The organism is Methanobrevibacter sp., assembly GCF_030539665.1.
GTDB lineage: Archaea > Methanobacteriota > Methanobacteria > Methanobacteriales > Methanobacteriaceae > Methanocatella.
This window is the reverse complement of sequence record NZ_JAUNXR010000003.1, coordinates 220,942-243,159: the sequence shown is the minus strand read 5'-3', so window position 1 is coordinate 243,159 and position 22,218 is coordinate 220,942. Positions and strand designations below refer to the sequence as shown.

The following is a 22,218-nucleotide window of genomic DNA, read 5'->3' as shown; positions in this document are numbered from 1 at the left end:
AAATGCCTGTCGATAATGATATTAAAAAAGTATTGATTATTGGTTCTGGACCTATCCAAATAGGTCAAGCTGCAGAATTCGATTATTCCGGTTCACAAGCATGTAAATCACTTAGAGAAGAAGGAATTGAAACCGTGCTTGTAAACAGTAATCCTGCAACTATTCAAACTGATATGGATATGGCAGATACAGTTTATACAGAACCATTAACTCCTGAAATTGTAGCTCAAATCATTGAAAAAGAACAAGTTGATGCAATTTTACCAACTATGGGTGGTCAAACTGGATTAAACATAGCTACTGGCCTTGGAGATTTGGGTTTATTGGATGGAATTAAAGTATTGGGGTCTGATGTTCAAACAATTAAAGATGTGGAAGATCGTGACCTTTTCAGTAATTTCATGCACAGACTAAACGAGCCAATTCCTAAAAGCCATGCTGTAGAAAGTGTTGAAGAAGCTATTGAGGCTGTAAAAGACATTGGTTATCCTGTAATTGTAAGGCCTGCATTCACCTTGGGAGGTACTGGTGGTGGAGTAGCTCATAATGAGGAAGAATTGGTTGAAATTACAACCCATGGATTGGATATGAGTTTCATTAACCAAGTTCTTATTGATGAATCTGTTTTGGGATGGAAAGAATACGAGTATGAAGTAATGAGGGATAAAGACGATACTTGTATTATTGTATGTAGTATGGAAAACATTGACCCAATGGGTATTCACACAGGGGAAAGTGTTGTTGTAGCTCCAGCTCAAAATTTAAATGACAAGGATTCACAAGCATTGAGGGACGCTTCAATCAAAATTATCAGAAACCTCGGTATTCGCGGTGGATGTAATATTCAATTTGCAGTAAATCCTGAAACAGGTGAATATAAGGTTATTGAAGTAAATCCAAGGGTAAGTAGAAGTAGTGCTCTTGCATCTAAAGCTACCGGTTATCCAATTGCTAAAATCTCATCAAAAATAGCTCTTGGAATGACTTTAGATGAAATTAAAAATGATATTACTAAGGAGACTCCTGCTTCATTTGAACCGGCAATTGACTATGTTGTTGTAAAGATTCCAAGATGGCCATTTGACAAGTTCAGGGGCATTAACCGTAAAATTGGAGTTCAAATGAAGGCAACTGGAGAAGTAATGGCAATTGGAAGAACCATGGAGGAAGCATTCCAAAAAGCTATCAGATCTCTTGATATGGGCTTCACAGGATTTGAATATGTTGAATATGACGAGGATGATTTGGCTAATCCGACCGATGAAAGATTCTTCCAAATTTATTCAGCATTCAAAGATGGTATGAGTGTTGAGGAACTTCAAAAACTCACCAAATTTGATGAATTGTTCTTATACAAGATTAAAAATATCGTTGACTTTGAAAATGAAGTCACAGAAGAAAAACTCAATGATCCTGACTTCTTAAGAAAAGCCAAACAATTAGGATTCTCAAATAAGAGATTGGCTGATCTCGTAGGTCAAACTGAGGAATATGTTAAAAACTTAACCAAAACTCATAACGTAAATCGTTCCTATAAGATGGTAGATACTTGTGCTGCTGAATTTGAAGCAAAAACACCATATTATTACAGCAGTCATGATGTTGGTAATGAAGCAGAACCAAGCAATAAAAAGAAAATCATCATTTTGGGAGCAGGTCCTATTAGAATAGGTCAGGGTATCGAGTTCGATTATTGTTGTGTACATTCTTCTCTTGCCTTAAAAGAAGAGGATATTGAAACTATATTAATAAACAACAACCCTGAAACTGTAAGTACAGATTATGACATTTCCGATAAACTTTACTTCGAACCATTGACATTTGAGGATGTTATGGGTATTGTTGAACAAGAAAACCCTGATGGGGTAATCGTTCAATTTGGAGGTCAAACTTCAATTAATTTAGCAGTGCCATTGGCTAATGCAGGTGTTAAAATTTTAGGAACACCATATGAAAGCATTGACAGAGTTGAGGACAGGGAGTTATTTGCAGAATTATTGGAGAAACTTCACATCCGTCAAGCTCCTTATGGAACTGCAAACTCATTTGAAGAGGCAAAAGAAATTGCTCAAAGAATTACTTATCCAGTACTTGTGCGTCCATCATATGTAATTGGTGGAAGAGCAATGGAAATTGTTTACGATGACAATGAACTTGAAGAATATATGAAGGAAGCAGTAAAAGTTTCCCCAGAACACCCTATTCTTGTAGATAAATTCTTGGAGGATGCAATTGAATTGGATGTTGATATTCTTTGTGATGGTGAAGATGTATTCATTGCAGGAATCATGGAACACATTGAAGAAGCAGGTGTTCATTCAGGAGATTCTGCTTGTGTAATTCCTCCTCAAACAATTCCTGAGCATATTTTAGATACTATTCGTGAAAGCAGTAGAAAATTAGCTTTAGAATTGGACGTTAAAGGTTTAATGAATATTCAATATGCTGTCAAACTTGATGAGGAACGTGTTTACATCATTGAAGCAAATCCTCGTGCAAGTAGAACAGTTCCGTTTGTAAGTAAAGCTATTGGAGTTCCTTTAGCAAAAATCGCAACATGGATCATGACTGGAAGCAAGCTTAAGGACTTTGGACTTACTAAAGAAATCAAGATTGACCATGTGGCTGTTAAGGAATCTGTTTTCCCATTCTTGAAACTTCCGGAATCCGATACTGTATTAGGTCCTGAAATGAAATCTACAGGGGAAAGTATTGGTATAGACGAGAACTTTGGAATGGCATTTTACAAATCACAGCTTGCTGCTGGAATGGATCTTCCAAAATCCGGTAAAATATTCATAAGCGTTAAAGATTCAGATAAGAAGAAAATCCTCCCTATTGCTGAAAAAGCAGAGGAATTAGGATTTGAATTAGTAGCTACTGGTGGAACTGCTGACGCTGCTCCAAGTGTTAACATAGAAAAAATCAAAAAGGTTTCTCAAGGCTCTCCTAATATTAAGGAAGCTATCTTAAACAAAGAAATTGATTTAATCATCAACACATCTGAAGGAAAACAGTCTGCACAGGATGGTTATATTATCAGAAGATTAGCTATTGAATTAGGTATTCCATATGTAACCACACTTGCAGGTGCAAGGGCTGCATTAAACGCTATTGCAGCGGTTCAAAACAATGAAATTAAAGTTAAATCATTAAATGAATATATTGATGGAGAATAATCATTCTTCATTAATCTTCTATTTTATATCCACAATACGGACATTCTTTTGCGCTGTTTTTTATCTTATGTCTGCAGTTAGGACAGAAACTTATTTTTACTTCATATTCCTTACTTGAATCAATTACAATATTGACTTCTATTTTTTCAGTTATTGTTTGTTTGATGCTGTTTTCGTTCCAATTGTTTTCCATTAGTATTTTTTTAATATAATATGCTTCTGTCATTGTATCGCAGTATTTGTAAATTTTATCTTCTTTTTTCACATAAAATTTCTTTTTACTGTGATTGAATAGGATTTCCCCTTCCCTTTTTTCTTTATTTACTTTTGTTCCCTTTATTCTCCCCTTGGATCTTTTGGTTGGAAACGGAGGCAAATCCATATTTTCATATTTGTTTTCAAGGTCGCATTCCACTAGCAGATCATAGTCGAAATTGCAGTAAAACAAGGCATCACGTTCATATAATGCGTCAGATAAATTTTTAAACTCACCATAATCTTTATTTTTATATTTGATTCTGTAAACATTATTTGTTTTAACAATATTTCTGTAAAAATATCTAATTTCCTGGGAGTTAATAAAAATCATCTCAAATATATTTTTAATATTATATTGGTTTTACACTATAAAATAAGTACTAGATTTTACATATCTTTTTTTAATGTTTACTATTGCAAATGCAACAATATTGAAGGGGGAAAATCTTACTCCTAAAAAAGAAAATATCGTTGTTGAAGATGGAAAAATAATTGAAATTAATGAAGGCGCGTTTGAAGGAAAAATAATTGACTGTGAAGGTTGCATTGTCTCTCCAACATTTTTAAATGGCCATACTCATATTGGAGATTCCATAATTAAGGATGAAGGTTATGGCCTTACTTTGGATGAGGTGGTAAAACCTCCAAATGGTGTTAAGCATGTTGCTCTTTCAAATGCCGATGACGATGACATCATTGCAGGAATGCAAGATTCAATGTGGGAAATGATAAAAACAGGAACTACACATTTCATTGACTATAGGGAGGGAGGAATTAAAGGAATAGAGCTTCTTAAAGAAGCTTCAAAGGACATGCCAATTAATCCAATCATATTGGGCCGTGACAATAGCTTTTATGGTGATGATCCTGATTTGAAAAGGGTTAAAAAAGCCATTAGGGATATTCTGAAGGTGGCGGACGGAATTGCTCCGAGCGGATTTGGTGAAATTACTGATGAGGTGGCTAACTTAATTACTGAAGAATGCAGAAAGCAGTCTAAAATTTCTTCAATACATGTTGCGGAATCTAGTGAAGTTCAACATAATTCCTTAGAAAAATTCAATAAGACAGAAGTTGAAAGGGCTATTGACTGCAATTTCGATCAAATTGTTCATGGGACTAATTTAATGAAGGATGATTTGAAGATTATATCCAGTTCCGATGTTAATCTATGTTTGTGCCCTAGAGCCAATGCAACTTTGAATGTTGGTATTGCCCCTATAAGTGATATTGTCGAGTCTGATATTGCCCCGATACTGGGATCAGATAATTTGATGTTGAATTCTCCAAACATGCTTAGGGAATTGGAATTTACCATCAAACTTGTTTCTGTAACTCAAAATTATAATATAAATCCTAGGGAATTGCTTAAAATGGCTACAACAAATGTATGCTGCAGTTCCATTAATCAACATATAAAAAAGGCAGTTATTCGCGAGGATAGTTTTGCCGAATTTATAGTTTTTAAACAAAAATCTAAAAATCCATACCTTAATATAATAAATCGCTCAAATTCGAAAGATATATTATATATTATACATAAAAATATAATTCATAAATATCAATAGATTTAATATCTTAAAAGGAGGATTTGATATGTATAAAAGAATTTTAGTTCCGACTGATGGTTCAGAATTTGCTCAAAGAGCAGAGCATATTGCTTTAGAAATTGCAAAATCAATGGATGCAGAAATTTTTGCTATTAGTGTTATTGAAAATAGCTTTGTAAACGGCCTTCCATTAGATGAAGAAGTATTCGAATTAACTTCAATATTAAAACAAGATTCTGAGAAAAATATTGAAGATTTTGAACATATGGATGAAGAAGAAAATTTCAATGTTAAAATCACATCCATAATAAAAGAAGGTTCACCAGCAAAAGAAATTTTAACCGCTGCAGAAGAGGAAGATATCGATTTGATTGTTGTTGGAAGTTCAGGAAAATCTAAATTGGATAAATTCCTTATGGGTAGTGTAGCTGATAAAGTATCAAAACATGCTCATTGTTCTGTTTTAGTAGTACGTTAATTTAATTAATTTATTAGTAGGGATGGTAATATGAAAGTTAAAAGAGTTATGTCTAAAAAGGTAATTAGTGTTTCTGTACCTGGAAATAGGGAAAAAGCATTAAAACTAATGAGGGAAGAAAATATTTCTGTTCTTCCAGTAGTTAAAGGGGATACTAATAAGCTTGTTGGATTATTAACACGTTCTGATTTGATTATAAATCCTGATGAAGATCAAATTGCCATGTTGATGTCTAGAGATCTTGTTACTGCAACAGTTGGTGAAGATATTGAAAGCGTTGCTAAAAAAATGATTGAAAATAATGTGAGGAGAGTTCCTGTTGTTAATGATGAAGATGAATTGGTGGGAATCATAACCTCATTTGACTTGGTTTCAAAAGCATTGGCAGATATGGAAAATAATGATCCTGTTGGAAAGTATATGATTACTGATATTGCTACAACTTGGGTAGGAACTCCATTGAATGTTGCTTTTGAAAGTATGAAACTTTTCGGTCTTAAATCTATTTTAGCTTTAAATAATCAGGCAAAATTAACTGGTATCTTGACTGAAACTGATTTCATTGCTGAAAGTGAAATTATCTCAGAACGTTCCGAACACAGTTCTACTGTAGGAACCGAAGGGGACAAATGGTCTTGGGACAGTACTTCTGTCTTATACATTGAAAAGAATCATTTGAAATTCTCTGATAAGTTAGTTGAAGACGTTATTGGAGATAATATTGAAATAGCTAATGAAAAAACTAAAGTTTCAGATTGCGCTAAAAAGATGAAGCAGTTGAATATTGAACAAATTCCGGTTACTAATGTTGATGGGGATTTAATAGGTCTTGTAAGGGCAAGTGACTTGATTAAGGCTTTAGTATAAGTGATATAATGGGTCTTAAACCAGTCCTTATGATAAAATCAGATGATAGCATCATCAAGATTAGATCTAGATTAAGAGACGATTCATCAGAGCATGAAATCGTTCTTAATTCTGTTCTTTTTTGTTGGAACAATGATGATGATATTGTTGCTAAGTTTTTAGAGCTTTTCGAATCTGTAATAAAAAGAACTGTTAATGAAATCATGCCTCATAAGGACTTATTCTTAAAATATATTTATAAAGTTGATAACGATAGAAGTGAGGCTTCTCAATTAGAGATTAATTTATTGAATGTTGTGGCTGATGACGTTGGCTTTAAAATTGAAGGGGACGACATCATGGTATATGGTTTGAGAAGTGTTGAAAGAAGTCCTGAGGATGAAGTTTCAATTGTAGAAACAGAAGTTGAAAAGCATATTGAAACTCCAGAAATCGTTTATAAAAAATATATGGAAAGATTAGGTAAAAAATAATCTTTTTATTCTCTTTTTTTAATAAAAATCATGCTGTTTCCATTAGCTCTTTAACATATTTTATAAGTTTTTTTCCATCTTCTTTTTTGATATCTTTAGAAATAGCGATAAAGTCAATGAGCTTATTTTTTTTATCGTCATTCAGGCTTGATTCATTCAAAACGGCAGAATAAATTCTTTTTGGATAAAATATCTCTTTTGCTATCTGTAGCAATTCCTCCTTTTCATTGGCGATTATCACATTTTCCTCTTGGGCTTTTGTAAAGACATATTTCATATTGACCAGAGGAACTGAAAGAGGTTCTAATGTCTCCTGATCAAGCATAACTGCAACATCGTCGTCAGAAGTTATCTCTCCGTCTCTATATTGCTCATAAACATAGCCTATTCCAACCATTCCCAACACATCCAATTCAGAAGCTCTTAATGCTCCCATACTTGATGATCCAATAACCTTAACTCCAGCATCGATTGCGTTCAATATTTCCTTATGGGCAACGGCAGGGGATTGGTGGAAAACCCCATCTATTATTCCAATAATGTCTGGATTTTCTTTTAAGGCATCACCGATATCTCCTCTTTTTATTGGGGGCTTATAAATAACGTTTTCATCCAATATCTCTTTCGCTTCATCAAAACTCACTGAGAGTCCAGTATAAATAATGGCCTTCATATTATCATATCTTTAAGCATCTGTCTCCAACTCTTCCCTTGTCAACGGAATACATTTCCATTGTTGGAATGACGACGCGCACAACATTCACTCCGATTTCGGGCCTTGTAATGTCTTTATATAGGACATTTTCAATGCCGTTGGCTTTCAACTCTTTAATCACAATGTCAATGTCATCTTTTAAAGACCCAGTACTTTTATTTGGAATTTCGGAAAAGTCAATTTTGCTTTCCTTGTCATTGAAGTAATGTTTGTATTTTTTCTTTGTTTTTTCATAGCCCACTTTTCTCACGATATCTGCACGAACGGTATCTTCACGGGCTCCTTGAATTTGTGTTGCTCTACTTTGTGCTACTTCTGTAAGGGCACGTAAAACAGCTATTTCAGGATCAAGATGTGTTCCAATTCCTATGGACAATAATCCTGCATCTTTAAGTAGGGTATCGTCTGCAGAGGCAAGAATTGTCGGAACCTTGATGTCTGCTGTCAAATCGAACAGTCTTATCTCAATATCATTTTTACTGAATTTTTCAAGCAAATCATTGATCAAGTCACTTTTTACGGTTTCAAGATTTATCTGCCTTGAGTTTTTGCGGGTAAGTTCATAAATGCTCCATGCATCACGTTCAATAACTTCAAAAATGCTGTGTAAAATGGCCTCTTCAACTACATTTCCAGAAGCCAATCCATTGGTATGGCCTTTAAATAATGCCAAACAGTTATTTTCAGGTATGTATGGATGATAAATTGCATTTGAAGGGACATAAAATTCTTTCTCAGTCACCAAATCAAAGGCAGTACTCCATTCAATTTCAAAATTGCTGTAGTTTTTTGTTTCCTGGGGAAGATTAAGTGTTTTAGGATCAATATAGTTTCCTTCAAGGTCATTCATGTTTGCAACAACGATTTCTTCATTTCCCTGCCTTTCTGCGGAATATCTTTCAAAACCTTCCATTATTGCAGATGCCTTTGCCTGATTCACTCCAATTCCTTTGCCTGCATAGACACTGACTCCTCCATCTTGAGAGGTAGGTCTAATGGCTGAAAACACTGGAATTCCTATTCTGTCTAGATGTGTAATTTCAGTTATTCTGGTTATTCCAGCAGTTCTAAGCATCGGTTCATATTTTTCTATAGTTTTCTCAGGAGTTGTAACTCTTTGTGTTCCTTCAAAAAATTCAATTTTTTCATCATTTAACATAATCTATAATCCTATTATTGCTCTTACAATATTTTCAACACCTATTGTCATGGAGAAATAGGTCATTATTCCAGCAATCGCTATTGTAATTACCCAAATCAATCCATTCCATCTTAGAACTTTTGATCCATCTAAGTTCCATACTGGTATTAAATTAAAAACAGCCAAATAGCTATTTATACTAAAACCTAAACTGCAAACTAAAAATGCAATCTGCAGACTTCCACTGTAGAATGCGGCAGGATAAATGAAAACGGCCACACCTAAAAATATCAATGCTAAAATAATGTTTACAATAGGTCCGCTTATTGAGATTATTCCATTTTCTCTTTCGCTTACGAAGTTTCCATAGGTATAAACAGCTCCAGGTGCTGCAAATACAAATCCGAAGAATGAACTTACTAATGCAATTACTAATCCTGCAGGCCATAACTTATACTCGGCCCAATAACCAAAATGAATTGAAGCGAATTTATGTCCTAATTCATGTAGGATAAACCCTGCCCCTACACCGACCATGGCTATTGGAAGGATATAAATTGCAGATGCAAGATTTCTGCCTGTAAATAAAATAGCAAAAGAAAGTGAAATAACTATGAAAGATATTAGTAAATCTCTCACTTCTGTTTTAGTAAATCTAATCATACTAATAAAATATCTTATTTTTTATATAAACTTTTTTCCTTAACTTTAAATATTAAATAAATTAATACAATCTTTAAGGAGATGTTATCATGGAGCTTCATATAAAAAATATTTTAAATGATATGGAAAAAGACGGTTATGATGGATATTTATTAGCTAATTTTTCAAATATTCAATACTTATCAAACTACAAACCTACAAGTTTTGCTTTTGCAGTAATCAAGGAGAATCCCGTAATTTATACTTCAAAAATGGATTTGGAAATTGCAAATAGGGATTCAACCATTGAAATAAAAGAGTTCGAATCATTTTCCAGCATGATTGATGATTTAAGAAAATCAATTAAAAAGCTGGCTATAGAACCGTCCTTGGAATACGGCACTTATGAGAAATTCAGGGATGATTTTGACATATCTGCCGTGGATTTTGTAAATAAACAAAGAGCAATCAAAAGTCCAAAAGAGATTTTTAAAATAGAGGAGGCTACTGAAATTGCACAGCAGGCTTTCAGACAAATTAAAATCATCGAAAAACATGAATATGGTGCACAGGAAAATATGGTGGCCTTTGAACTGGATAAATATATGCGTGAAAACGGAGCATCAGAACCATCATTTGAAACAATTCTAACAAGCGGTGCCAATTCCAGCTTACCTCATGCTGTTCCCACACCTGATAAAATAACAAATCCTGTTCTAATAGACTGGGGAGCTAAATACAATGGCTATTGCTCTGACAATACAAGGACTTTGGTTTACACAGAAAAACAGCATGAAATTTTTGATATTGTAGCTGAAGCTCATAATAAGACCATTCATAAAATCAAGCCAGGAATGGAATGTTGGGAGGTGGATAAGATTGCACGTGACATCATATCTGAATATGGTTATGGCGATAATTTTATTCACTCAACAGGTCATAGTTTAGGTTTGGATATTCATGAATCCCCTTCATTTTCATCTAAAGACAAAACAATTGTTGAAAAAGGCATGGTTATGACAGTAGAACCTGGAATCTATCTTGAAGGGGAGTTTGGTGTTAGGTTGGAGGATACTGTAGCTATCGACAACAAGGCTAGAATATTGGGTAAATTGCCACTTGTGATTGAATAATTGATTTAATTTCCAACTAAGTCTTTAAATCATTTAAAAACTTAGTAAATACATGGAACTTAAAATTATTTCATTCATATCAATATTTTTGGAAAATAAACTTCCTGAAAAGCAATTATCAAGATTTCAGGAATTTTTACTTTCTTCAGACATTATTGTTGATCCAATAAAACTTTTATCTTATTTTATTTTTTTATTTTTATCAATGGAATTTGTTCTGATTATTTTAATCTTATTTTTAAAATTCTCTTTAGTCATTCTTATAGCTCCATTTTTCATAATTGGGGCATTTTATGCTTTTTCAATGTTGAGGCAAGAGCGTAGAATCAGCCAAATTGAAAATTCCGCTCCTGACTTTTTAAGGCAGCTGGCCAGTATATTGAAAGTGGGTTTGAGCTTTGAAAGCGCAATGGAGGATATGTCTAAATACGGATCTGGTCCATTGTATGACGAGATGAGAAGAACGTTGATAGAAATTAAAATGGGAGGGAATTTTGATGAATGTTGGATTGCCATGTGCAAACGTTTAAAATCAAAAGAGATTGAAAGGGTTTTCATGATAATTCTGGACGGCCGTAAAAGTGGAGGTGGGATTGCAAATGTGATAATGGACATTTCTAATGATTTAAGGGACATTTTGGCTTTGAAGCGAGAAAGAAGATCTTCTGTCATGATGGCAGTGATGTTTCTGCTAATTTCCGCAGTAATCGCAAGTCCTTTCTCTCTTGGAATGATAAGTGTTTATGGAAGCTTTATGGAAAGCTTTGGAAAAACATCAGAAGTTATTACAATTGCCCCTCTTGCAGGAGAACTTTATTTGGTTATACATTCCTTTTTAATAGGTCTTATCATTAGCATAATTCTATATGGGGATTTTAAAAAGGGAATAAAATTTTCAATTCCTTTGGTTCTGGTTTCCTGTGGAATATTTTACATAATATCTAATTTCGCAGGTCAAATTTTAATTTCGGGGTGATAAAATGGATGAAAAGGGTCAGGTTGCAGCAGAATTGATTTTAATAATTGGTGGCATGATTGTAATTGTAATGATTGGTTTGATATTTTATAAAAATTATTTAAGTGACTTATCAAAAAATATTAAAAACAATGAAGTGAATGGGCTTAATAATAAATTAAATGAAATAAATAATTATTTTAAATGATGGTGAATAGGCGATAATATGGATATGCTAATTAACGGTAAAAAGGTATCAGATAATGATTTGCATGAAGTTATAAATCCTTACAATGGTGAAGTTGTGGATACTGTTCCAATTTCTCATTTGAATAATGTTGATTTGGCTATTGAATCTGCAGTTGAAGCAAAATCAGCAATTCAGGAAATGTCTGCATTTAAGGTATCTAATAAATTATATGCAGTATATGAAAAGCTAAAGGAACATAGGCAGGAATTTGCTGAACTTTTAACAAAGGAAGTTGGAAAGCCAATCAAAGAATCATTGGTTGAGGTTGATAGGTCATTGGAAACTTTAAGACTTTCAGCGGAGGAAGCCAAGCGCATTTATGGCGAAACCGTTCCATTGGATGCTGGAATTAATGGAAAAGGATTTTTTGCATTCACTCAAAAAATTCCTTTGGGGGTTGTTGGAGCAATCACCCCATTCAATTATCCTTTGAACCTAACAATTCATAAAATAGCTCCTGCAATAGCTGCCAAAAATACGGTTGTTGTAAAGCCTCCATTGGATGCTCCATTGACTGTCTTGAAATTTGCCGATTTGGTAAATGAGGAATTTCCAGATGGTGTAATAAATGTGGTGACAGGATATGGTTCGGAAGTTGGTGATGCAATCGTAGCTTCTGTTGATGTTGATAAAATATCATTTACAGGAAGCGTGGCTACAGGATTGTTCATTGCAAATAGGGCTGGAATGAAAAAGATAACTTTGGAATTGGGTGGTAATGATCCATTGGTCGTTTTAGAGGATGCAAATATTGATGAGGCTGTTTTGGGTGTTATGAGAGGAGCATATCTAAATGCAGGCCAGGTGTGTATGGGAGTTAAAAGAGTAATTGTGGCAGATGCAATAGCGGACGAATTTGCAGAAAAGCTCACAAAGGAAACTAGAAAGCTTAAGATGGGAGATCCTATGAGTATGGATACTGATGTAGGGCCTCTTATAAGTGAAAAGGCAGCTATTCAAGTTGAAGAAACAGTTAATAATGCTGTAAAGGATGGTGCAGTTGTTTTAACTGGGGGAAAAAGGGAAAATGCATTCTTCCAACCTACCGTTATGGATTATGTAACTCCTGAAATGGATCTGGTGACATCAGAAACATTTGGGCCTGTAGCACCAATAATTAGAGTAAGTGGAATCGATGAAGCTATTGAGGTAGCCAACGGCACTGACTACGGCCTTCAGGCAGGAGTCTACACAGAAAGCTTTAGGGATGCATTAAGATGTGCAAACGAGATTGAGGCAGGCTCTGTATTTATAAACAAGCAATCAACATTCAGAACAGACAACATGCCTTTTGGTGGTTTTAAAAATAGTGGAACTGGAAAGGAAGGCATAAAATATGCTGTTGAAGATATGACAAAAACAAAATTGATAGGGTTAAATTTAAGATAATTTAACCTTTTATTTTTTCAAGTAGGATTCTACTAAATTACGGGTCTCATTAAGTGATTCCATGGGAATTCCTTTAGGCATCTGGCCCAATTCGCCATCAACTTCTTTTAGAATGCTTCCGTTCATTCCTAAGAACATTCCTTCACTTGTAATCTCCATAAATTCCTGTGGAGGCAATAATGAAACTCCTACCCTATTTCCCTCTTTTACATTCAAATCATTTGTAACAACGGTTATCGCTCTGTTTCCAAGGTTCACGTTACAAATCATCAATGCATCAGCTTCAGGATGTTTCATGACACTCATTACTTCCCCAACCTTAATGTCGATTCCCATAATTGGATCAGGAATCGGACCAAGTGCCAAACGGTCTTTAAGACCTAAAATGCTGTCTAAAAAGAATCTGACTTTTGCAATATTTGCTATTGTCTTGTTGCGGTCTTCTTTAGGTGCTCCATTTAGGAACTTCTTGTTCCAATCGGGACCGCCCAAATATTCAATAATTTTTTCAGCCTTTTCGGCCAAATTTGCTACATCTGGAGAGTTTGGAAGGTCATCTCCTTCGAGATAGGAGTAAAGTAATGATTGAAAATCACTATTCATGGTTTTTGCTGTATCAATAGCCATTTTTTTATTCCAATTTCCTCTAAATGATGCTGTTGGAATCAAATTTAAATAATTTTCACGTGCTTCATTTGCAACTAAAATCCTATAATCTTTACTTGTATCCCACAATTTATAATCTCCATTTGATTTATTGTTTTAATCTTTGTTTTTTAAATTTATAAATTTTTATGCTTTTTTAATTATTTTTTTGTTTAAATTTTTCTTTTTATTTATTTTTATTATTATTTTTCTATGATTTTGCCTTTTTTCTTTATTTTTTTTCATTTTTTAATCATAAACTATTTATATAAACAGAAAAATAAAATATAAATAATTTAATTTAATTATTTGTAGGTGTTATAATGGTAAAAGTTTCAAGTTTATATGATTTAGATATATACACAATCACAGGTCAATATGTAGGTCGTGTTGCTGATGTTATTCTCAATATAAGATTAGGAACTATTTCAAAATTACAAGTAAGAGCAATAGAACCTGAGAAAAAAGAAATCGGTCTTAGGGGATTATTGAGCAATGGTTTTAGGATGGAACAACAGGATGAAGTTAGAAGTTTCAAACATGATTTGCTAACCATTGATTTTGATAAAGTTCAAGCTATTGGAGACATCATGCTAATAAATCCAAGAGATATAAGAAAAGTGAAAAGAGAACCTCCAATTCCTGAAGCTGTAACACCTCAATCTAATCAAAATGCAAAAAAACAAGAAAAACACAGAGTTAGAGCTGAAAAATTATAGCCTCTAACATTACTTCTTTTTTTATTATTTTTTCGTTATTTACATTATTTTAGTGATTTTTATGAATGTTGGGATAATTGGATGTGGTGCAATAGCTAATATTATTGTATCACATGTCATCGGCGATAACAATATTAACATTTCTCATTTCTTCGACAATGATGTGGAGCGCGCTGAAAACCTTGCTGAGATTGCAGGTGGGGTTGCAGTTCTTAATTTTGAAGATATGTTGTCTGATGTTGATTTGATTTTAGAATGTGCTTCTCCAGACTCCGTTAAGGAATATGCGACAATCGCTTTGGAAAATGGTATTGATATGATCATTATGAGTATTGGGGCAATGATGGATAAGGATTTTTACTCTCTTGCTTTAAAGATAGCTGAAGAAAATGGGGCCCATATACATCTTCCATCTGGTGCTGTGGTTGGTCTTGACGGTTTGAAGGCCGTTGCTAACTTTAATTTGGATGAGGTACGTCTTGTGACTCGCAAATCTCCAAAATCATTAGGCAAGCTTATTGATAATGAAGAGGTTTTATTTGAAGGTAAGGCTTCAGAGGCTGTTAAGGAATTTCCATTAAACATTAATGTGGCAGCTACCATCAGTTTGGCATGTAATAGGGATATCGACGTTAAAATTATAGTGGATCCAAAAGTTGATAGGAATGTGCATGAGCTTACCGTTAAGGGGGATTTCGGCGAGTTTAAGACCACTACCATGAATTATCCTTGTGCTGCAAATCCTAAAACAAGCATGCTTGCAGCTTTATCCGCAATTAAATTGCTTAAAAGTTTTAATGAAACAATAACTGTTGGAATGTAAATGAAAGATTATGAAATTTATTCGGACCTGAAAATTCCTAAAAGTTCTTCTATTATTTTGAGAGTAGATGGTAGAAGCTTTCATAATCTTGCATCTAAAATTGATTTAATTAAACCTTATGATGAAAACTTCGCCAATTTGATGGCTGATGTATGTGAAGACATATTAAAAGAGTTTTCACCATCTTTTGTTTATACTTTTTCTGATGAGATTAACATTCTCTTAAATGAAATTCCATTTAACCAAAGACTCGAAAAAATAGATTCAGTAGTTGCCAGTTTCACTTCAAGCTCATTCACCCTTAACTACAGCAACTACTTCGAAAAACCATTATACAAGCCAATATCCTTTGACTGTAGGGTAATTCCAGTAAATAAAAATGAAATTGCAGAATACTTTAAATGGCGTCAGGATGAAGCCTGGAGAAATTGTGTCAATGGCTATGGTATATGGTTTTTAAAATCCAAATACTCTTCAAAAGAAGCAAATGACAGAATATCAGGATTGAAAGGGAAGGATATTCATGAAATGTTGTTCAATGAAGGAATCAACTTAAACGATGTTGAAAATTGGAAAAAAAGAGGAATGGGATTTTATAAAAAACAAAAGGAAATAGCAGGATTCAACAAAAAAGAAATGACTCCTAACACCACCTATAGAAATTATATTTACAGGGATCTTGATCTGCCGATATTTTCAGATAGGTTTTTTAATGAGATGGATATAATTTAATAAGGTGATTTTCATGTCTTTTCTTTCAAAGATTTTTAGCAACGATGATAATAAATTTGATGAGGTTAGGGTTGATGCAGAAGTTTTGGAATCTGTCATATATTATTCTACCCAAGCCTTTCCAAATGAATTTTTAGCTCTTCTTGATGGTGAAATTAAAGACAATATACTTTATATTACAGGATTGATTTTTTTGCCGGGTGAAACTTGCAGCACCGGTGCCGTTTTTCACAGTGAAATGGTTCCTCCAACATTGAAATATTGGGGGTCTGTTCATTGCCATCCGGGACCAAGTGCACAGCCTTCAGAAGCTGACTTAAAGACCTTTTCAAAACATGGGGTTTTCCACATGATCGTTTGTCTTCCATACTCACTTGAAACATTCAGGGCATATGACAAATACGGTGATCCAATGGATTATACTGTTGGGGACTACAGCTATCTTGTTGAGGATGAAGTTGATGATTTCTTCGATGAGGACGATGTGCTAAAAGAAGGGGAAACCTTTGAACCGGGATTCTTTGATGAGGATGATGATGATGAATTCTTTGATGATTGAATTCAGTTAATATTTTTTTTAAAAAAAGAAGAAAATAAAAAAACAATATTGGTGAAATAATTATATTGTTTTTTATAATTCGAGTCCGACTGCGTCGTAAACATTTTCTAATTCTTGGATTTCTTTAATTACGTCTTGTGGAATTTCTTTATCTAAAGTGAGAATCATGATAGCTTTGCCATCTTTTTCTTCTCTTCCGACTTGCATAATTCCAATGTTTACTCCATGTTCGCCAAGTTTAGTGCCTATTTTTCCTATGCTTCCAGGAATGTCTTCATATTTAGCAATAAACATGTGGCCTTCTGGTTTTACGTCTACCCAGTAGTCGTTTACTTTTAATATTTTTGGATCGTGTAAGGTTGTTCCTACTGCAGAGAATGTTTCTTCATTGGTTCTAGCAGTTACTTTGATTAAAGATCCGTAACCTTTAGCATCATTTTTTCTACCTTCAATAATGCTAATTCCTCTTTCCTTAGCTATCAAAGGAGCGTTTACAGCATTTGCAGGGGAACCTAAAAATGGATTAATTACTCCTTGGAGGATGGTTCTGGTTAAGATTTCGATATTGTCGATTTCTGCTAATTCTCCAGCGTAAACAACTTCAAGTTCTTTGATTTTACCGCTTATTGCTTGTGCAATGAAACTACCTAATTTCTCACATAGCTCCACATATGGGGTTAATTTTTTATATGTGTTGGTGTCGATACGTGGCATGTTTAAAACATTTTGAGGGGTTCCACCTTTAGCTAATTCAATAATTTCATCAGCTACGATAATTGCAGCATCCCTTTGAGCTTCTTTAGTTGATGCAGCAATATGTGGAGTTAAAATGATGTTGTCCAATTCGAATAATTTACAATCCTCTGCTGGTGGTTCTTCTTCATATACATCTAAAGCAGCTCCACCGATTTTATTTTCTAGCAATGCAGTATAAAGTGCATCTTCGTCAATAATTCCTCCACGAGCACAGTTAGCGATAAATGCAGTATCTTTCATTATTTCAAATTCATCGTCTGAAATCAAGTGCTTGGTTTCAGGAGTAAGAGGTACGTGGATTGTAATAAAATCAGCATTTTTAAGAACAGTTTCCAAATCGGTTAATGTAACTCCCATTTGGTTTGCAACCTCTTCTGGAAGATAAGGGTCATAAACTATTGCATCCATTTCAAATGCTTTACATCTGTTTACTACCTGTGAACCGATTCTACCCATTCCAATAACACCGAGGGTTTTGTTTCTAAGTTCAACACCCATAAATTTTTTCTTTTCCCATTTGCCATCTTTTACAGATTTGTCTGCTATGGATAATTTACGTGCAAGTGCAAGTAATAAGCCCATGGTATGTTCAGCTACAGTAATTGAAGTAGATTCCGGTGAGTTTACAACCATGATTCCTTTTTCGGTAGCAGCATCTAAGTCGATGTTATCTACACCTACTCCAGCTCTTGCGATAATTTTAAGATTATCTGCTTTGTCAATAATGTCTTTTGTAAGCTTTGTTCTACTTCTTACCACGATAGCGTCGTATTCGTGGATTGTTTCAGCCAATTCGTCAGGAGTGATGTCGGTATCAACAACAACTTCTCCGGCTTGCTTTAAATTTTCAATACCTTTCTCATTAATTGCATCTGCAACAAGTACTTTCATTATTTCACCATTTATAATATTGTTATAAACATAAATTTTGATAACAATAAATTTTATATATCTCCTTATATTTAAAATTTAATTAAAATAATTAATAGTGGGTGATTATGATGGTAACTGTAGATTATTTTCCAATTGTAACTTCAAATGAAATTCCAGGATATGAGATTTTAGAAACCAAAGGGTTTGTTTACGGTTTGACTGTAAGAAGCAGGGGTGCTGGAGGTCAAATAGCTGCAGGTGTACGTTCTATTTTTGGCGGTGAAATTAAGGAATATGTTAAAATGATGGAAGAAACCCGTGATGAAGCATTAAAAAGAATGATTGAACATGCTGAGCAAATGGGTGCAAATGCTATTATTGCAGCTCGTTATGATTCTAATGATATTTCTGAGGTTATGCAGGAAATTTTAGCTTATGGAACTGCTGTTGTTGTAAGAAAAATCTGATTGAGGGGATTCAAATTTTTCAGGATGACCTAATATATAAGGGCAAGGATATTCCCAGAACCATTCTGGGATATGCTCCACTTATTGGAGAGCCTTATTTTGGCCATAGGGCCAGATTATACCAGCTGGATTTGCACAGAAATCCCGATAACATAGCTAAAATCATCGTGGATTCATACGAACAGGGAGTAAGGGCAATCAATCTTGTTAATGATGATGCACTTATTGAAGGTTTTGAAATAGCTTTGAATAGTGGTTGCAATATGGATGTAATAGCTACTATCGGAAAGTCAGAAGTTGATTATATGGCTCCTAATTATGATGTGGCTAAAGAGGTTGATTGGGATGAGGATATAGAATTGTTTTCAAAATTCAAAACTCCAATAATGCTCATCGACGAATTCATAACTGATGGCTATGACTGGAATTTAAACAATGAAATTTTGGAAGCCATTAATGATACTGATTCATTAGCAGGCATTTCCACTTCATTTCCTAATAAAACCACAGAACAGTTGGCCAACAATATTGATTTGGATTTGTTCGACTTTTACATGATTCCTTTAAACAAATTGGCCTATATGATGGATCTTCCTTCATTTTTAGAAAATGAACGGGAAGAATTCAAACAAAAGGTCTTAAAATTAGATAAAAAAATAATTGCATCTAGAGTATTGGCTGCAGGTATTTTAACACCTAAGGAAGCATTCTCATTTCTGGATGATTTTGGTTTAGCTGACCTCATAACTGTTGGTGTAGCTAATGAAAAAGAAGTAAAAGAAGATTTCACAGCATTAAAAGAATTATAGTGTTTTGTAAAGTTTATTCCTTACAATCCACTACTTCATATTTGTCGAAAGGAACGTATTTCAATGATTCCAATTCAAGGTTAAGGCTTTTCAAACCTTGTTCCAATTCTTTTACATTTTTATTTGAAGGTTTTTTACCGGTTATTGACAAGTATTTTTTAGCGTCGATTTCACAGTATTTGCAATCAAAATTGCAGCATCTGTCTTTTTCTTCACATCCAAAACCTTCTGCTTCAGGGTCAGTTCCTATTACAATGTCTTCAATTATTCCGGCAACCCTTGGATCTGCTGCAAACATTGCTATTTTCTGGCTGTATCCACATACTCCAATTGCTTTTTGCCCTCTAAAGTTACAGATCCATTTTATAGGATAATCTTTCATTCCTTCGATTTTTAAATTTTCCATATCTCTCACCTAATTGTTTTTTCTTTCTTTGATTAATTTCAATAAGTCTTGTGAACTTTCAAATTCATTCAATTCCCAGGATTTAATTACTGGAATTTCTCCAATTGATTCGCTTATTTTTTCATTATCCACTATAAATACAGAGTCGGATGATGTGATTAAGGACAAATCCTTCAAGGGAACTGCCATTTTCTCTAATGTTTTTGGAGTCCTATTTTTCTCAACATTGGCAATTAAAGGATTGGATTCCTTGTTTTTGATTTTTGCGGCCGCATCAAAAGGACTTTTGTTTGTTGAAATAACTCCATATCCTAGCTTTGACAATATTTTCGTATTTTCATCATCACTATACTTCAGGTTTTCACTGCTTTCAGAAGGCTTTAAAAGATTTATGTCAACAGTAATTTTTGTACCTAATATCTCCTCCAATATGATTGCGGTTTCCGTATTTACCTTAACCATATCATTTTCGTATTTGTACATGGTTGCTCTTGATACATGAGCCATGTCTGCCAAATCTTTTAAAGATAATGAATTTTTGTCCCTATACTCTTTCAATACATTTCCATTTATCTTGACGAAATATCCTCCTCTATCCGCTATTATTTCAGGATATTCATCATATAAAATCATATGCTTGAATGTGTTTAGGGTAATTGTTGGAATATCATATCTTTCATATATTACTCCATCTTCCAATTTTCCGTTTCTTGATTTTTCTCCAATTATCAATGGGGAAGCTAAGAATATGCTGGCTAATTGTTTCATTTCTTCGGAATTTGTTTTATTTACTCCATCAATGTTTCCAAAGGTCTTGACAAGAAGTATTAGAAGATTTTTACGAGCTACAATATCAAATGCACCATGGTCATAAATATTGGAAGTTTCAAACCCTTCTGATTTTAAGAAGTTGTTTATCTCTGAATTCATATCATTTCTATGTTGCATTGTAAAGGCCTCTTTAAGAATTTATGTTTTTATGATACTAATATTTTTTATATTTAACTTTCATATTTATAAACAAGGTGATTTTAATTAATTTTTTACATGTTGGAATTGATGATACTGATTCTCCAGAGGGTATGTGTACAACATTTCTAGCTAGCCAAATAATTAATCAATTAAAGGAAAACAATGTCTCTATTGATGGTTTTCCTCGTTTAATTAGATTAAATCCTTTTGCAAGACATAAGACTAGGGGAAATGGTGGTGTTTCTTTTAAAATTCCTTTGGATAATGACATTGAACTTGCCAAGGAAATTATTTTAAATGCTGTTGGTGAGCTGTCCATGTTTGAATGTGACAATACAAATCCGGGAGTTGTCTTCTATGAAGGTGAAATAACTTCTGAAATGGTTGATTATGCATTCAAGGCCATCTATGAGATTATTACAATTGATGAAGCGGAGAATTTTGCAAATAAAATTGGGGCTGAAATTCACAAGTTCAAAAAAGGCAGGGGGATTATAGGTTCCATTGCAGCCATTTCTCTTCCCTTGGAGGACTTCACTTATGAGCTATTGGCTTATAGGGACAAATCCAAATATGGCACTGAACGGAATATTGTCAGGGAATCCGTTTACAGGATGGATGAGGAAACATATCCCGAGACATTTGAAAATATTGATTATGCTGAGGGGTATATGGCCATTGAACCGAAAACTCCTTGCCCTGTTTTGTATGGCATCAGATCAAACACAGTCGATGCACTAAAAAAGGCCTTTGAAATGGTGGAGGTTGAAGAGGATATTGTTGACTGTCAAATTTATAAAACAAATCAGCATACTGACATGCATATTCAAAAAGCCGATTCTATTGATCAATTGAGGAAATTTGGATGTTATGAGATTATAGGGACCGTTAAAACCCTACCTAAAATCATTGCTGGAGGACATATGTTTTTTCATGTGGCTGATGAAACAGGTTCTATTGAATGTGGTGCCTATGAACCTACAAAGGGCTTTAGAAAATATGTTGAGGATTTAAGGCCGGGGGATGTTTTAAGATTGTTTGGAGGCATTAATGAAAATAATACATTCAACATTGAAAAATTCCAGCTGTTGGAAATGAATGATGTTGAATATAAAAACCCTCTTTGCAAATGCGGAAAAAGAATGACATCTGCCGGAAAAGGAAAAGGTTTCAAATGTAAGAAATGCGGATATAAAATAAAAAATAATGATAAGGTGGAGTTTAAAATTGATAGAAATCTTGAAGAAGGTTCATTTTATGAAACTCCCGTTTCTGCAAGAAGACATCTGTCAAAGCCACTTTGTAGAATGGGTTTTGAATAATTAATCTTCTTTAATTAATTTTCATAGTCATATTTTATTGTTATTTTTAAGCTATTTTTCTCATTTTGTGAAATTTTCATATATTTTTTTAATATAAAAGTTCCT

Annotated in this window: 24 protein-coding genes; 16 read left to right on the top strand and 8 right to left on the bottom strand. The window is 33.8% G+C overall.

Features of this window, described 5'->3' with window-relative positions:
- Window positions 1-2: 2 nt before the first annotated feature.
- Complete coding sequence (gene carB, locus Q4P18_RS05395) at window positions 3-3,179, top strand: carbamoyl-phosphate synthase large subunit (protein ID WP_303336491.1); 3,177 nt, start codon at window positions 3-5, stop codon at window positions 3,177-3,179.
- A gap of 10 nt (window positions 3,180-3,189) precedes the next feature.
- Here carB and Q4P18_RS05390 read toward each other — a convergent pair whose 3' ends face one another.
- Window positions 3,190-3,768 carry a zinc ribbon domain-containing protein gene (locus Q4P18_RS05390; protein ID WP_303336489.1) on the bottom strand — a complete coding sequence of 193 codons (579 nt, stop codon included), beginning with the start codon at window positions 3,766-3,768 and terminating at the stop codon, window positions 3,190-3,192.
- Window positions 3,769-3,841: 73 nt separating this feature from the next.
- On the opposite strand from Q4P18_RS05390, the gene Q4P18_RS05385 reads away from it, so the two are divergent.
- From Q4P18_RS05385 to Q4P18_RS05370, 4 genes are read left to right on the top strand one after another with little or no spacing between them, the layout of a single operon-like run.
- Window positions 3,842-5,005, top strand: a complete 1,164-nt coding sequence (locus Q4P18_RS05385) for an amidohydrolase family protein (RefSeq protein ID WP_303336486.1) — start codon at window positions 3,842-3,844, stop codon at window positions 5,003-5,005.
- Window positions 5,006-5,033: 28 nt separating this feature from the next.
- Window positions 5,034-5,465: a universal stress protein gene (locus Q4P18_RS05380; RefSeq protein ID WP_303336483.1), complete on the top strand. Its 432-nt coding sequence runs from the start codon at window positions 5,034-5,036 to the stop codon at window positions 5,463-5,465.
- A 30-nt stretch (window positions 5,466-5,495) separates the two neighbouring features.
- Window positions 5,496-6,332 (top strand): CBS domain-containing protein, encoded by an 837-nt coding sequence (locus Q4P18_RS05375; RefSeq protein WP_303336481.1) that lies wholly within the window; start codon window positions 5,496-5,498, stop codon window positions 6,330-6,332.
- Between the two features lie 8 nt (window positions 6,333-6,340).
- Window positions 6,341-6,805, top strand: coding sequence for a hypothetical protein (locus tag Q4P18_RS05370; protein WP_303336479.1), 465 nt, complete (start codon window positions 6,341-6,343; stop codon window positions 6,803-6,805).
- Window positions 6,806-6,833: 28 nt separating this feature from the next.
- Here Q4P18_RS05370 and Q4P18_RS05365 read toward each other — a convergent pair whose 3' ends face one another.
- From Q4P18_RS05365 to Q4P18_RS05355, 3 genes are read right to left on the bottom strand one after another with little or no spacing between them, the layout of a single operon-like run.
- Window positions 6,834-7,478, bottom strand: coding sequence for a TfuA-related McrA-glycine thioamidation protein (locus Q4P18_RS05365; protein WP_303336477.1), 645 nt, complete (start codon window positions 7,476-7,478; stop codon window positions 6,834-6,836).
- 4 nt (window positions 7,479-7,482) lie between these two features.
- Window positions 7,483-8,679 (bottom strand): YcaO-related McrA-glycine thioamidation protein, encoded by a 1,197-nt coding sequence (locus Q4P18_RS05360; protein ID WP_303336475.1) that lies wholly within the window; start codon window positions 8,677-8,679, stop codon window positions 7,483-7,485.
- Window positions 8,680-8,682: 3 nt separating this feature from the next.
- The gene (locus Q4P18_RS05355) at window positions 8,683-9,324 is read right to left on the bottom strand and encodes a site-2 protease family protein (RefSeq protein ID WP_303336473.1); all 642 of its coding nucleotides are present in this window, start codon (window positions 9,322-9,324) and stop codon (window positions 8,683-8,685) included.
- Between the two features lie 89 nt (window positions 9,325-9,413).
- Here Q4P18_RS05355 and Q4P18_RS05350 point away from each other — a divergent pair, with 89 nt between their 5' ends.
- The 4 genes from Q4P18_RS05350 to Q4P18_RS05335 are packed head-to-tail and all read left to right on the top strand — an operon-like array spanning window position 9,414 to window position 13,030.
- Window positions 9,414-10,436 carry a Xaa-Pro peptidase family protein gene (locus tag Q4P18_RS05350; RefSeq protein ID WP_303336471.1) on the top strand — a complete coding sequence of 341 codons (1,023 nt, stop codon included), beginning with the start codon at window positions 9,414-9,416 and terminating at the stop codon, window positions 10,434-10,436.
- Between the two features lie 52 nt (window positions 10,437-10,488).
- Complete coding sequence (locus tag Q4P18_RS05345) at window positions 10,489-11,412, top strand: type II secretion system F family protein (protein ID WP_303336469.1); 924 nt, start codon at window positions 10,489-10,491, stop codon at window positions 11,410-11,412.
- Between the two features lie 4 nt (window positions 11,413-11,416).
- Complete coding sequence (locus Q4P18_RS05340; protein ID WP_303336467.1) at window positions 11,417-11,599, top strand: class III signal peptide-containing protein; 183 nt, start codon at window positions 11,417-11,419, stop codon at window positions 11,597-11,599.
- An 18-nt stretch (window positions 11,600-11,617) separates the two neighbouring features.
- Window positions 11,618-13,030 carry a lactaldehyde dehydrogenase gene (locus tag Q4P18_RS05335; protein ID WP_303336464.1) on the top strand — a complete coding sequence of 471 codons (1,413 nt, stop codon included), beginning with the start codon at window positions 11,618-11,620 and terminating at the stop codon, window positions 13,028-13,030.
- Between the two features lie 9 nt (window positions 13,031-13,039).
- Here the strand turns inward: Q4P18_RS05335 and Q4P18_RS05330 are convergent, their stop codons facing one another.
- The gene (locus Q4P18_RS05330) at window positions 13,040-13,765 is read right to left on the bottom strand and encodes a tRNA-binding protein (protein WP_303336462.1); all 726 of its coding nucleotides are present in this window, start codon (window positions 13,763-13,765) and stop codon (window positions 13,040-13,042) included.
- A 233-nt stretch (window positions 13,766-13,998) separates the two neighbouring features.
- On the opposite strand from Q4P18_RS05330, the gene Q4P18_RS05325 reads away from it, so the two are divergent.
- The 4 genes from Q4P18_RS05325 (at window position 13,999) to Q4P18_RS05310 (ending at window position 16,508) form a co-directional block, all read left to right on the top strand.
- Window positions 13,999-14,394: a PRC-barrel domain-containing protein gene (locus Q4P18_RS05325; RefSeq protein WP_303336458.1), complete on the top strand. Its 396-nt coding sequence runs from the start codon at window positions 13,999-14,001 to the stop codon at window positions 14,392-14,394.
- A 61-nt stretch (window positions 14,395-14,455) separates the two neighbouring features.
- Window positions 14,456-15,217 carry an aspartate dehydrogenase gene (locus tag Q4P18_RS05320; protein WP_303336456.1) on the top strand — a complete coding sequence of 254 codons (762 nt, stop codon included), beginning with the start codon at window positions 14,456-14,458 and terminating at the stop codon, window positions 15,215-15,217.
- Window positions 15,218-15,949: a tRNA(His) guanylyltransferase Thg1 family protein gene (locus Q4P18_RS05315; protein ID WP_303336454.1), complete on the top strand. Its 732-nt coding sequence runs from the start codon at window positions 15,218-15,220 to the stop codon at window positions 15,947-15,949.
- 13 nt (window positions 15,950-15,962) lie between these two features.
- A complete protein-coding gene (locus Q4P18_RS05310) occupies window positions 15,963-16,508 on the top strand; it encodes a Mov34/MPN/PAD-1 family protein (RefSeq protein ID WP_303336452.1) in 546 nt (181 codons plus the stop codon).
- A 72-nt stretch (window positions 16,509-16,580) separates the two neighbouring features.
- On the opposite strand, the gene serA is transcribed toward Q4P18_RS05310, so the two are convergent.
- Window positions 16,581-18,155, bottom strand: a complete 1,575-nt coding sequence (gene serA / locus Q4P18_RS05305; RefSeq protein WP_303336450.1) for a phosphoglycerate dehydrogenase — start codon at window positions 18,153-18,155, stop codon at window positions 16,581-16,583.
- A gap of 110 nt (window positions 18,156-18,265) precedes the next feature.
- Between serA and Q4P18_RS05300 the strand changes: the two genes are divergently transcribed.
- On the top strand, window positions 18,266-18,604 hold the full coding sequence (locus Q4P18_RS05300; protein WP_303336448.1) for a heavy metal-binding domain-containing protein: 339 nt from the start codon (window positions 18,266-18,268) through the stop codon (window positions 18,602-18,604).
- A 62-nt stretch (window positions 18,605-18,666) separates the two neighbouring features.
- Window positions 18,667-19,413 (top strand): hypothetical protein, encoded by a 747-nt coding sequence (locus Q4P18_RS05295; RefSeq protein WP_368660192.1) that lies wholly within the window; start codon window positions 18,667-18,669, stop codon window positions 19,411-19,413.
- 13 nt (window positions 19,414-19,426) lie between these two features.
- On the opposite strand, the gene Q4P18_RS05290 is transcribed toward Q4P18_RS05295, so the two are convergent.
- Complete coding sequence (locus Q4P18_RS05290; RefSeq protein WP_303336442.1) at window positions 19,427-19,819, bottom strand: hypothetical protein; 393 nt, start codon at window positions 19,817-19,819, stop codon at window positions 19,427-19,429.
- A 9-nt stretch (window positions 19,820-19,828) separates the two neighbouring features.
- Complete coding sequence (locus Q4P18_RS05285) at window positions 19,829-20,767, bottom strand: transcriptional regulator (RefSeq protein WP_303336440.1); 939 nt, start codon at window positions 20,765-20,767, stop codon at window positions 19,829-19,831.
- A 77-nt stretch (window positions 20,768-20,844) separates the two neighbouring features.
- On the opposite strand from Q4P18_RS05285, the gene Q4P18_RS05280 reads away from it, so the two are divergent.
- Window positions 20,845-22,113 carry a tRNA(Ile)(2)-agmatinylcytidine synthase gene (locus Q4P18_RS05280; RefSeq protein ID WP_303336437.1) on the top strand — a complete coding sequence of 423 codons (1,269 nt, stop codon included), beginning with the start codon at window positions 20,845-20,847 and terminating at the stop codon, window positions 22,111-22,113.
- Window positions 22,114-22,218: the final 105 nt, after the last annotated feature.